Here is a 13706-nt window from a genome sequence, read left to right as displayed (position 1 = left end):
TTTTAATAAACAATCTTAAGAGCTGCAGGACAACATGGAACACCCAATTTTATGACGTGCCCAATCAGGTCTCTTAGCAAACCATTTTTCCTTCTCAGGCTGTTCTTCATAGGGTTGTTTCAATAAATTGAAAAGCTCTTCTAATAAACTATAATTGCCAGTTTCGGCATCATCAATTGCCAATTGTGCCATGTAGTTTCTCAAGACATATTTTGGGTTGATTTGATTCATTTGTTTTGCTCTATCTGAATCTGATTTGGATTCCTTTTGAAGGCGAGTGGCGTAATCATGAAACCAATGATTCCATTTCTTAATAGTTTCTTCATTATTCACATCTTCATAAAATGCTTCTTTAATGATTGCCCAGCCATCTTCCGGATGGTTCTTTTGAAATTGACTCAAGTTACGAAAGAAAATTGTCATATCTGTTTCGGTCAACATTAGATTATCCTCCAAAGTCTGTATAAGCAATTTATCGGTTGGCAAGCTTTCTGAAATGCCAATTTTAGAACTCATCATTTCTAAAAATTTCTTTTCATACGTATCCCTATAACCGTTCAAGATGTCCTCTAAAGCTTTGGAATCTTCTATAAGCGGATACAATGCATTAGCCAATTGCAATAAATTCCATAATCCTACATTAGGTTGATTCCCATATCGGTATCTTTTATGTTCTGCATCGGTAGTGTTTGGCGTCCAACCAAAATCAAAGCCTTCTAACCAACCGTAAGGCCCATAATCTATGGTCAACCCTAGTATGGACATATTATCAGTATTCATCACACCGTGAACAAACCCAACTCGTTGCCAATGAATGATCATTTCCAAAGTTCGATTTGTTACTTCCTTAAAAAAATTAAGATAGACTGCTTTAGAAGGTGTACCCAATTCAGGATAAAAATACTTGATTGTATAATCAGCTAGAGCCTTTAAATTTTTCACATCCTGTCTTGCTGCAAAAATTTCAAAATTACCAAAACGAATGAAAGTTGGGGCCACTCTACAAACGATTGCTCCTGGCTCATATGCCGCGTGTCCATCATACATCATATCTCTCTTAACTTGGTCTCCAGTTAACACTAAAGAAAGTGCACGGGTGGTTGGCACTCCCAAATGATACATGGCTTCACTGCACAAATATTCACGTATGGAAGACCTGAGCACAGCCAATCCATCTCCTTGTCGAGAATATGGGGTAGGACCAGCACCTTTTAATTGGAGCATCCAACGCTTGTTTTTATGATAAGCTTCAAAAAGGTTAATAGCCCTTCCATCTCCCAACTGTCCGGCCCAATTCCCAAATTGGTGCCCACCATAGTTCATGGCATAAGGCTTCGTATTTGGGTAAATATCATTTCCAGAAACCCAATCCAAAAATTCTTTGTTCTTGACCTCTTCATTTGACAACCCAATGTTCTCAATCATTTCTGAAGAGACATGAACCAATTGTGGATGGGATGGTTTTACTGGCTCTACATAGGAAAATGCCGTACCCAAAACTTGTCTCCTGTAGTTTTCAAGAATCGGATCTGCAAGTAGTTCTTTACTAAATGTGTTATCTATAATCAATGGTCTCTATTTCAGTTTATTAGCATACCATTCTCTCAGCTTAGAAAGTTTGGGAGAAATGACATAGGTGCAATATCCTTGAGAAGGATGCAATTTATAATAATTTTGATGCTCTTCTTCAGCTTCAAAAAAATTCACCAAAGGACTTATTTCTGTTACTATAGGGGCATCGTAATATTTTTGAACTTCTAAAACCACCTTCTCCGCCACATCCTTTTGCGCTTTATCTTTATAAAAAATTACAGACCTATATTGGGTTCCCACATCAGCCCCTTGACGATTCAAGGTCGTTGGGTCATGGGTAGTCATAAATATGATCAAGATGTCGGCTAACGAAATAATCTTTGAATCAAATTCAACCTGCACTACCTCTGCATGACCTGTAAGACCAGAACAAATCTCACGATAAGTAGGTTTTCCAGGAACCGTACCTCCAGAATACCCTGAAGTTACTTTTTCGACTCCCAAAACCTCTTGGAAAACTGCCTCAGTACACCAAAAGCATCCTCCTCCTATAACAATCGTTTCCATTTGATTATTCATTGGCTACAGATTCACTTTCCAAAACCAAAGAAGCAGAATTGACACAATACCTTAACCCACTGGGTTCAGGACCATCAGGAAACACATGCCCCAAGTGGGCATCACAAACATTGCAAAGAATTTCCACCCGCACCATTCCCATAGTCACATCCTTTTCATATTTCACGGCGTTTTCTTTAACAGGTTGCGTAAAACTGGGCCATCCCGTTCCAGATTCAAACTTTATAGTGGAATCAAAAAGGGGTTGATTACAACAAACACAATGATATTTTCCTGGTTTATGACTAGAACAAAATGCTCCAGTGCCAGCCATTTCGGTTCCTTTTTTTCTTGTTATTCTAAATTGGTCTGGGGTTAAAATTTCTTTCCAGTCTTCATCTGATTTCTCAACTCTTCGTTCAGGATTGGGATTGCCATTAACTGCAAAATCTATGATATGTTTCCAAAGTAACATGGTATTTCTCGCTTTAATATTTCAACATGAGAGGATAAGTTAGCAAAAAGGAAGTCAGTGAAAAACAGTTTTATAAAAGGTTTAACAAGATTTTTCCGCTATTTGTTTTAATATTGAAACAAGTATGATATCAAGTTTTTTTCTTTATCCCACTTTATTTTAAAATAAGTTATTTTAGTACTTTGTATATCAGTTAATTTCAAAATATGTCGCAAATAGTTAAGAAAGCCGAAGAATTTGTTTTCAACCTTTTCAAAGAAAATTTGGATCAAAGTTTTTTGTACCACAATTTCACCCATACCGAAAGGGTTTTGCGAAGCCTTCGGGAAATAATAGATGGCAATGAAGACATAGATAAAGAAACTGCTAAAGCACTTCAATTAGCAGCTATTTTACACGATACAGGGTACACAGTTACCAGAAATAATCATGAAGAAGAAAGTGTCAAAATTGCAAAGAATTTCTTGAAAGAAGAAAACGCTGATGATAGCATCATTGAAAAAGTGAGTCAATGCATATTGGCTACAAAAATGAGTGATGAGCCGAAGTCCCAAATTGAAAAGATTATTAGAGATGCTGATTCTTCTCATTTTGGCAAAGAGTATTTTGAGGAAGCTAGTGAGTTTTTGAGGAAGGAACTTGAAATACAAGGTATCGCTCAACATTCCAGCGGTGACTGGCTGAACGAGAATATTAAAATGCTTAGTACAAAGCATGAATTTTATACCGATTACGCTCTGAAGAATTGGCAACCGCAAAAAGAAAAAAACCTAGGCAAACTTATTAAAACAAAGAATAAGTTAAAGAAAAAGCGTAAAAAGGAGGAAATGAAGGCCAAAATGAAGGCCAAATATAAAAATGCCAGTCCAGAAAGAGGTATTCAAACCTTCTACCGTGTGGCGCTAAGAAACCACATTAAATTAAGTGACATTGCCGATACGAAAGCCAACATATTGCTTTCGGTTAATGCCATTATTATTTCTTTAGTGTTATCTAACTTAATGTCTAAACTGGATAGTCCATCAAATGCTTATCTAATTATTCCAACTGCCATATTTTTAGTTTCCAGCATCATATCCATGGTACTTTCCATTATCGCCACCAGACCTAATATTACGCGCGGTGAGTTTACCAAAGAAGATGTGGAAAACAAAGAAGTCAATTTGACCTTTTTTGGAAATTTTCATAAAATGAAACTCGATGAATATGAATGGGCCGTTGACGAGCTACTTCAAGATAAGGAGTATGTTTATAAATCCTTAACCAAGGACTTATACTTTTTAGGAAAAGTATTGGATAGAAAATACCGAATCCTCAGAATGACCTACACCTTCTTTATGGCGGGAATGATTATTTCAGTTATTGCCTTTATGATTTCTTTTCATAAAAATGGAAAAAAGGATCTAGATGATGTCATTAGTTATCATCAAGAACAAACCGTCATTCATAAAGAAATAAAAGATTATGATTTAATGGTTTCCATCAAATCCTCATAAGTGTAAAAGGAGTTGCCATTTTTTTGATCTTCCTCATTGTTAGTATAAAGAATACTAACCCGTATTGCTTTTAAACCGGTTACGCCTTGTAAATCCTGAAGTTCAACCACTTGTACATCATCCCCCAAAACATGTTTTGACTGTAGGAATTTTATATAACTTAGATATTCCTCTTCATCTTCACTTTGAGAGTATACAATGCAAAGCTTTCCACTTTCGGTCACCCGTTGTTCTGTACCCTTTATAAAGGCCTTATCCACCCGTTTTTTAACCACTTCATATCTGGCATTGTAAGAACCATCAACATCAAATTGTTTTTCATCCATTCTGAATCGAATGGATAATGGTTGGTTAAAAACCAGAATCATTGATGCAACTTCCAAGTTTACAGGATACAAATGCTGGTTGTTATAAAACTCATTTTCCATTTCACACATAACCTGCATTTGCCACAAACGCAAATTATATAAGTGCATGATATTAAAACTGGTTTCTTTGGTTATGGATTCACCTATATACATATTGTGCTCCACTCCATCTGTTTTAAATCTTTCAAAGAAGTGCGGATACATGTCTTGAGCACCTAACTGCCGCCTATCCAACAAGTTTGCCATGTTTCTATTGAGTAGACGAATTGTCTTATCGTAATTTTTTCTGTAATGATAAATGACATCTAAATCTTCATCAATTTTCTTGAAATAATCGTCGATATCATTTTTTAACTCAGAATGACTTTTTCTTAAAAGCTCAAAAAACGGACTCATTTCCTTTTTGAAGAAATGGGTAATTTGTCTTTCGCTATCCACCTTAAAATCACCTTCAATTTGACTTACATATTCTTGAACTTGAAAAGCCATGTGATCATAAATGGGCATAACCTTTTCCTTTCTAGCCTCATTAATGATCTTAAGAGCCAAATTGAGCTGAAGCTTTAAATCCTTTTGAGTTGCCTGATTTCTAGCTTCGGAGGAACCACTCACATCAATTTGTCCAAATAACGGATAAACGTCATCGAAGGAGATCTTACTGAATGATGTATTTCGGTTTTCTATAATATTTTCTTTGATAAACTTCTCTGCCGCTCGTCTAAATTTCCAGTGCACACTCGGATGAATGGAGGTACATTCCTGTTGAATCACTGCCTCTACCATGTTCTCATATTCATTCTTGGCATTTTCAACAGCATCAACAAGGTGCGGCATTACATCTGCTAACTTTTGCGCATTGATACTATTCAGTTCTTTAGGGGTAAAGGACACCAATTCCAAAACTCCCAACAGGCCGTCTTGATTTGCTATGGGAGCAAAAATGGCACTCTTCACTCCCTTTTCTAGTAAATGTTTTAAGAAGGCTTTCTTTGTTTTATTTTTCTTATAAGTAGCTTCTACATCAGAAATAGCAAAGAATTTTTTCTCATTCAATAGTCTATTGAAAGACCACCTACTCAAAAAATCGGAACAATTAATACACTCCTCATTATCTAGCAAATAACTACTCATTGTTTGCCCATATGCTCTCTCAAAAGTGACATCCTCTTTATTGTATATGGAAAAGCCAACCTTCAAATCTTTTAAACCAAAAAATGCCTGAAAAATGTTCTCAAAATCCTCTATGAAGTCCTTTTTAGATGGGTCTCCCCTTGAAATCAAACTGGATTTAATATTAGAGATAGCTTGATCATTAGTCACATCAAATATGTTCGAAATGACGAATCCTTTTAACACGTATCCATTAGGTGGAAACTTCTCCTTCCAAAGATCTAAATCATCAAAGTTATCCAGCAGTTGATCCAAATCCTTTTCGGTAATTTTCGGCGTTTCAGGTTTTCTTTCTACCTCAATAAAATCGGCATTATAGAGAATCTTATAATGTCTGGTTATTCCATTGGCATCTGGAATTTCATAAAAAAATGGGCGCTTGAAATTTAAGCTTATATCATAACAATGATAAAGTACAACGGTGCAAAGCAACACATAAGATTCAGTGGCATTCAGATTATGAATAGATATTTCGAAATCATCACCAGCTTCTGAAATGATGGTCTTAAATCTTTCACTCGAATTAAAAATTATATCATGTAGTGGTAATGAAGCTGTTTTGATTTCATTATCTGTTAAGACATCAGCAAATGAATCCTGCAGCAATACCCTTATTTGATCTTGATAAGTGTCTAAAAGGGTTAAATCACAAAAGCCATCTCTTAAGACTGGATAAGGTTCCTGGACCTCCAAAATACGCTTAGCCTTTGAAGCCAGATATGCATCTTCAGATTTTGCAAGCTGCTCGTACTTTTCAAGGAGCTTGTTAAAACTCACTTTGAATTCCATTGGTGATATAATGCTATCGTTTAAGTCTATCATAGAATAAAGATACAAATTATAGCGTTTGTCGGTACTTGACAGAATTCATAACATGAAGTTAACACTTAAATTTTGACAAATCACACTTATTTGATGGTTACATCCCCCACGATATCCCAAAAAAATACAATTTCTAGGTTGAATCTTAAAAATCTATGAACAAATTCTTTAAATTGTCAAACCAATTTTCGTATGAAAATACCTCATCAGATAAGATTTTTCTATCCCCAAAACAAATGGTTTTTATTAGGGGTCATATTTTTTATTGCCCAAATAGGACATTCTCAATTATCTGACTTCAACTTTTCGGTTTCAACAACTGACGAAACTTGCTCAGGAAATGGCTCCATTCAAATGACCGTGTCAGGAACAACGGCTGGTTCAACTATTCTATATACCTTATATGAATATCCTGATGTTGGAACGCCTATAGCCCAAACTTCTAACAACGCCTTCAATAACTTGGAGTCGGGCGATTATCTAGTAATTGCCACACAAACGTTGAATAACGAACAAGGCACACAACAGGACGATGCCACTATTGCTAACGCAACAACAGCATTAGATTATGAAATCACTCAGTTTTATTCCAACAATTGTACAACCGCTAACCTTGAAATTATAGTACTTTCTGGGAACCCAGTAACCTATGAAATCATATCGGGGCCCATCACAGCTCCTACACAATCCTCAAACATTTTCAACAATCTTCCAGTAGGCACCTATGTAGTTAGAGTAAATGACGATTGTGGAAATGCACTTACAAAAACATTTACTGTTGTTTTAGGCACCAATAGTTTGAATATAGATGATGTATCACTTCCCGCAATATTTGCGAGCTGTGATGAAATTGACATTTTGAATCAAATATACCCTGATGAGGGAAGCCAAATATCTTATCCCCTTCAAATTACATACACGGTTTACCCACCCGATGGATCTCCAAGCGTCACCTATAATCAAACAATAAGCAATGGAGATGGATTAGGAACCCTTGCTTCCCAAACTATTGGAATTTTTGAACACCAAGAATTTGAAATTGATATTGTCGTAGAGGATGGATGTGGTAATCTAGCCAATCTTAATGACACCATTTTACCTGAACCCCTTATTGTTATTGCCCCATTTAGAAGTGAATGCGGTAGAAGTTTTTCGGTCATTACATCGCAAATCACCCCTCCCTATACCATGGAGATTACAGATTACCCTGACGGATTTGATCCCAACGAGTACAACAGTATGCATCCCGGTCCTTTTACCGAAAATGGGGTACATCCTGATGACATGGATGCTGACTTACCCTATGGATCCTACACCGTTGAAGTAGAAGATAGTTGTGGGCGTACAGCCAGTCTCACCTTCACTTTGGAGGAAATTTTAATAGACCCTATTGTGGTGCCTATGGATAGTGGCTGTGGCGTCTCATCTGGCAGTATTCTTATTAAAATTCCAACTAGGAAAATGGTATCTGCCAGTATTATTGTGGCACCAGACGCCTTTGATGAAACCCTTCCTTTTGATGTTTCAGAATTTATTTCAAGTGACGGCAGCTCTTTGACAGTAGAAAATTTACCGATGGGTGACTACATAATTTTAGTTATTGACGAATGTGGTGATGAATATGAAATTGAATTTACAATTCCAGAAGCTAGTGTCGTGGAACCGATTATTTATACCACGCCAAATTGCGAAACAGAAACAGGAACTTTGAGGATTTTTAGTCCTGTAGCAGATATTGCATCCATTTTAATACTTCAAGCTCCACCAGAATTTTCTGAAGCCTTACCATATGACTTTAGCGCTCAAATAAATACTATTGGTATTTTTTACACAAATCAATTGGCTGCTGGAGACTACGTGGTACAAATTACCGATGAATGTGGCAACATTGATGATTTAAACATTTTCGTACCCACCTATTACACCACACCTAACATTTATAATTTGAATGTAAACTGTGGTTCCTTTGATGTAGGTGTTTTTGAGACCAATAATTCCATCCATTCAATTACTTATTGGTTTCAAAAATATTTCCCAGAAACTGATACTTGGGGACACCCTGATACAGGAGTACCCTATACAGAAGGTGATATGCCCAACACAGACAATGCTATTCAAATGCAAAATGAGGAAATGATTTATAACATCTTTTTGACCGGGACTTTTAGACTTGTTAAAGCATTTAAAGTGTATAACAACCCTAATCCAAATGCCTTTTGTTTAGATATTTTTGCGGAATTTGAAATTTCACAGGATTTGATTATTCAAGATGTTTTCAATTTAAACTGTGATGGATCTTCTGGAAATTCTGATATCCTTGTGGATGTTATTGGGATTGCACCCTATAATTTTAGTATTGTTTCACCCTTTCTGATAGATAATGGAGAAGATAACATTTTTACCGATCTTCCTCCTGGCACCTATGAGATTAAAGTAGAGGATGCCTGTGGGAGTATCGAGAACACCATCGTGAATTTAGAGGATTTGGTCCCCGTAGTTAGTGTTTTTACTCCAGACGATATAGTGATTTGCAATGAAAATGGTTCTACAACAGGCCAGTTTGATTTAACTCAACAGACTTTTCAAGTTCTAGGGAATCAAAATCCAGAAAATTACACGGTTACCTATCATTTATCCCAGAGTGATGCAGATACGGGTAATAATCCCATTTCAACAACGTTTACGAATACAACCAGCCCCCAAACCATATATGTTCGTGTGGTACATAATACACTTGAAATTTGTCATGGTACGACCTCCTTTCAAATTATTGTAGGCTATCCACCTTCTTTGAGTGATTCCGAAAATATTATGGTTTGTGATGGAAGCTCAATCATGTTGCAGGCAGACCAGGGATATGACGCCTATTTATGGTCTACAGGCCAGTCAACACCCAGCATCGTGGTAACTGATTCAGGTGAATATACCGTGACGGTCTCAAATAATTTTGGAGACTTTTATTGTGATAGTACTAAAACTTTCACAGTTTTCTCTTCAAGCATTGCCACAATAGAATCCGTTGAGACTACAGACTGGACAGTAAACAACAATACTATTGAGATAACAGTCTCCGGATTTGGTGACTATGAATATTCTATTGATGGTCTCAACTTTCAAGACTCCCATTTCTTTGGAAATCTGCTTCCTGGTGAATATACGGTTTACGTCAGAGATAAAAATGGTTGTGGCCTAGTTACTGAAGTAGTATATCTTATGAATTACCCCAGTTTTTTCACCCCCAACGACGATGGTCAAAATGATTTTTGGCAAATTTACGGTGCCGAGACTGAACCTGGCTTGGAGGTTATAATTTTTGATAGGTACGGCAAGTTACTTACTACTTTCAAAGGTTCAGATTGGGGATGGGATGGCACATACAACGGTCATAATATGCCTTCTAATGATTACTGGTTTCTGGTCACTAGAATAAGTGGAGAAACATATCGAGGACACTTCTCCCTAAAAAGATAAAAGCCCCTTTCGGAGCTTTTATTTATTTCATAAGGCTTATGGCAAATCCGCCACCCTCAGCCAAATCCAAAGTCATTTTAGAATCTTTGGTAATCTCCATGTGTTCAATCTCTAAAGAAGTAGGGTTTGTATCCCAATGAGCATCTTTTCCATCTTTATAAATAGAGGCTTTATATGTTACACCCTCTTCAAGGAAACTAAAATCCAAGTCGATTGTTCTCGAATTTTCATCGGTAATACCTCCAACAAACCAGTTCCCCGTTTGTCGCTCTTTTCTAGCAATAACAACAAAATCACCCACTGCTCCATCCAAGACATCGGTTACTTCCCAATCCACACCTACATCTTTGATAAATTGTAAAGCATCTGGTCTAGACTCATAATGTTCCACTAAATCTGCGGCCATTTGAACCGGACTGTAGATTACTACATACAAGGCCAATTGCTGTCCCAACGTTGTATTGACTTGATTATCCTTTTTATAATCATCAAATTTAATATCAAATATTCCAGGTGTATAATCAATAGGTCCAGCTAACATCCTAGTAAATGCAACAATAGGTAGATGTTCTGGTGGATTACCTCCATCAGTAGCCCAAGCATTAAATTCCTGTCCACGCAAACCTTCCCTTGAAATAGTGTTCGGGTAAGTTCTTCTCAAACCAGTTGCTTTTATTGGTTCATGCGCATTGATGGCCACTTGATAACCTGCAGCTTTTATAACAGCATTGTTGTAATGATTCACCATATATTGACCATGATGATATTCTCCCTTGGGTAAAATTTTCCCGACATATCCCGTCTTAACGGCATGCATCCCTAAACTTTGCATAAGTGCATAGGCAGTATCTTGTTGCTTGGTATAAGTTTCAGTGGCCGCAGATGTTTCATGATGCATGATCACTTGTACACCCTTTTCTTTTCCATATCTCACCACCTCTTCAATATCATAATCTGGGTAGGGCGTTACAAAGTCAAAAACACCTTCCCTATCTTCAAATCCTATCCAATGTTCCCAACCTGTGTTCCATCCCTCTACCAAAACACCACCTATATTATTCTTAGCTGAGAAATCAATATAATTTTTCACATTTGCGGTAGTAGCCCCATGAGTTCCATTTGATTTACCTCCTTCGGTCCAAGTGCTCATATCCTGAGTCATACCATAATCCCAAGAAGATTTTCCCAAATGCATTTCCCACCAAACTCCTGTATATTTCATAGGTGTAAACCAAGACACATCACCTATTTTATTCGGTTCATTCAAGTTTACAATCAATCGAGATTCAATTAAAGAAGGAGCATCTTTAGTAATTTGAATGGTTCTCCATGGCGTTTCAAAAGGTACTATTTTTTTTACCTTATACTCGGTATTCTCACTTCCTACCAAAACACTTTTTAAATCTAAATTTTCTGTATCCACCTGCAGTGTCATTCCAGAAAAATCAACCAAGGCTGCCTCGTGAAAACTTAAATGTGTTCCATCTGAACCTACCATTGTAACAGGAGTGTTTACGGCATTATTCGGAATATGTGTTTGCGCTAAATTGGGATGGTTTCTTTTACTTATGGCATCCACTTGAGATAACTTAGTCGTGTTATAAAGATGCTCATAGATATCCCAATCTCCTGGAATCCAGAAGGTTTTATAATCTTCATTTAAGTTGAATTCTGTATTCTCTTCGGAAATCAGGGCTTCCTTGAAATTTTCTTGTTCCGGAAATTCATATCTAAAACCGATACCATCATCATAGACTTTAAAAATTAAATTCATTTTTCTCTTTAAAGATGATGTTTCCTCCAGTTGTATTTTCAATTCATTATAATGGTTTACAACATCCAATTGTTCACCCCAAGGCATTTGCCACGTCTCATTAAAAGATTTGGTTTCTGTATTGACAACCATCAAACTATCATTGAACGATTTGGTATTTGTAAAATCGAAGCCCAATGATGACGTGTCCACAATCACTTTTTTATTAAACACAACAGAGTAATAGGCCTCTCCTGACTTGGACAAACCAAAGCCAACTTCAATTTCCTTATTTGGAGATGAGACCTTATAGACTTCTTGTTTTTCTTCTGTTTGGCAAGCCGATAAAAGGATTGTCAACAGGAACATTGAAAAATATTTCATACTATTGTTTTTCAAGCAACACGATGGTTGCCTCTGAATTTATTGTTACTTTTCCTTCTTTTACTTCTACGATTTGATCTGAATACGCCTCATGAAGAACGGCTCCATTATCAAACACTTGCGCTACATCCAGTACCTTTTCTCCCGTTGGCAGATCTAATCCGATGAGTACTTCATCTTTGTAATCGCCTTGAACAAAATTTCTGGAGAATACATAAGGGCTTTGAGAAATCATTTGATGAACCCCAGCTCCTATTGCTGGATGGTTTGCCCTAAATGTCCCCAATTTTTGCCAATGCTTTAAAACGGCCTGAGTTTCTGGATTGTTTTGAATAGCTTCCCAATTCATATTGGAGCGTAAATTAGCATCACCGTTGGCGCCTTCTACAATCAAAGGTCGTGCTGATTCATCCCCATAATAAACCTGAGAAGTTCCAGGACACAACAATAACTTATTTGCTGCCTCATAAGGCTTACTCCTTTCCTTATCAAAGGGTGCTCCATCATCATGGGAAGTCAAATAATTTAAAACACCATAACCCTTTAAGTCATTTTGAAGAATCTGATTGTACTTAGAAAACATATCCTCATAAGACATTTGGGCTGCATTCCATTTAATTTCAAAATTGATTAAACTATTGAAGGCACTATCAAAATAATTTACTTTTCTATCGCCAAAATCAAAAGCGGTTGTATGACTAATATTGTAATTATACACTTCACCAACCAAATAGAAATCATTGGCATCCAACACTAAATCTGGATGTTCTGTTTTCCATTGAGAAAAAGCTGAATCACATACTTTTTTAAATTCTTGCCACACATAAGGCTCGGTATGTTTAACCGTATCTACTCGATACCCATCAATTCCGTACTTTGTAATATAATCTGCCAACCATTTCATTATGTAAAACCGTGGCGATTTTGGCAATCCTGTCTGGTCAAAAAAAGTTGTTAGTTCTGCTACCTCTTGCTCATATCTTCCTTCCGCTTTCCATTTTTCTACCAATTGCGGAGGCAACTCTACCAATTCGTTGCTTTCTGTTTTAACATCTGGCAAATTTTCAACCAAGGTACAGCTCACTGTACCATCAAAAGAATCAAAGGAACATGCTGGTCCTGTTCTAACCCATTCATCTGGCCAAACAGGGTCTTTATCAGTAACCGGTCCGGTATGATTAATAACAGCATCAAGCAACACTCTGATTCCTTTGGCATGGGCCAATTGGATCATTTTCTTTAAATCTTCTTCTGTTCCAAAATTAGGGTCTAAAGAGGTCCAATCTTTCGTCCAATATCCATGGTAACCATAGGTAGCCCCAGTTCCTTCATCAGTAGCACCATGAATTTGCTCTACAATTGGAGTTAACCAAATGGCATTGATACCCAGATCAGTAAAATATCCATCTTTAATTTTTTGAATCACCCCTTTGATATCTCCCCCTTCGAAACCACGAAGCACTGCCGTTTCTTTGGTTCTATCAAAATTGACATCATTGGAAGCATCACCATTATTAAAGCGATCTGTCAACAAAAAGTAAATATTGGCTCCCTCCCATACAAATGGGGTTTCTACCTTAGCCATAGTCTCGACATTTTCTTTTTTTGGCTCATTTTTACAGGCCAACACAAAGATACAAAGCAAAAAAATGGCAGTAAATCGTTTTATCATAACT

At 36.8% G+C, this 13706-nt stretch carries 8 protein-coding genes; 2 read left to right on the top strand and 6 right to left on the bottom strand.

Features of this window, described 5'->3' with window-relative positions:
• Positions 1 to 15: 15 nt before the first annotated feature.
• From ZA07_RS08365 to msrB, 3 genes are read right to left on the bottom strand one after another with little or no spacing between them, the layout of a single operon-like run.
• Positions 16 to 1569 carry a YdiU family protein gene (locus ZA07_RS08365; RefSeq protein WP_053971247.1) on the bottom strand — a complete coding sequence of 518 codons (1554 nt, stop codon included), beginning with the start codon at positions 1567 to 1569 and terminating at the stop codon, positions 16 to 18.
• 6 nt (positions 1570 to 1575) lie between these two features.
• Positions 1576 to 2112 (bottom strand): peptide-methionine (S)-S-oxide reductase MsrA, encoded by a 537-nt coding sequence (msrA, locus tag ZA07_RS08360; protein WP_053971246.1) that lies wholly within the window; start codon positions 2110 to 2112, stop codon positions 1576 to 1578.
• Positions 2105 to 2566 (bottom strand): peptide-methionine (R)-S-oxide reductase MsrB, encoded by a 462-nt coding sequence (gene msrB, locus ZA07_RS08355; protein WP_053971245.1) that lies wholly within the window; start codon positions 2564 to 2566, stop codon positions 2105 to 2107. The genes msrA and msrB overlap by 8 nt, the downstream gene beginning before the upstream one ends.
• Before the next feature lie 206 nt (positions 2567 to 2772).
• Here msrB and ZA07_RS08350 point away from each other — a divergent pair, with 206 nt between their 5' ends.
• Positions 2773 to 4062: a Pycsar system effector family protein gene (locus ZA07_RS08350; protein ID WP_053971244.1), complete on the top strand. Its 1290-nt coding sequence runs from the start codon at positions 2773 to 2775 to the stop codon at positions 4060 to 4062.
• Here the strand turns inward: ZA07_RS08350 and ZA07_RS08345 are convergent.
• A complete protein-coding gene (locus ZA07_RS08345; protein ID WP_053971243.1) occupies positions 4029 to 6422 on the bottom strand; it encodes a hypothetical protein in 2394 nt (797 codons plus the stop codon). The two genes, ZA07_RS08350 and ZA07_RS08345, sit on opposite strands and share 34 nt — an antisense overlap.
• 192 nt (positions 6423 to 6614) lie before the next feature.
• On the opposite strand from ZA07_RS08345, the gene ZA07_RS08340 reads away from it, so the two are divergent.
• A complete protein-coding gene (locus ZA07_RS08340) occupies positions 6615 to 9893 on the top strand; it encodes a T9SS type B sorting domain-containing protein (RefSeq protein ID WP_053971242.1) in 3279 nt (1092 codons plus the stop codon).
• A 22-nt stretch (positions 9894 to 9915) separates the two neighbouring features.
• Here the strand turns inward: ZA07_RS08340 and ZA07_RS08335 are convergent, their stop codons facing one another.
• Positions 9916 to 12030, bottom strand: coding sequence for a glycoside hydrolase family 97 protein (locus ZA07_RS08335; RefSeq protein ID WP_053971241.1), 2115 nt, complete (start codon positions 12028 to 12030; stop codon positions 9916 to 9918).
• Position 12031: 1 nt separating this feature from the next.
• On the bottom strand, positions 12032 to 13699 hold the full coding sequence (locus ZA07_RS08330) for an alpha-amylase family glycosyl hydrolase (protein WP_053972097.1): 1668 nt from the start codon (positions 13697 to 13699) through the stop codon (positions 12032 to 12034).
• Positions 13700 to 13706 lie beyond the last annotated feature (7 nt).

It is taken from the genome of Mangrovimonas sp. ST2L15, from assembly GCF_001280515.1.
Taxonomy (GTDB): domain Bacteria; phylum Bacteroidota; class Bacteroidia; order Flavobacteriales; family Flavobacteriaceae; genus Mangrovimonas; species Mangrovimonas futianensis.
Note: the sequence above shows the minus strand (reverse complement) of the source record. Positions and strands in the feature narration are given on the sequence as shown.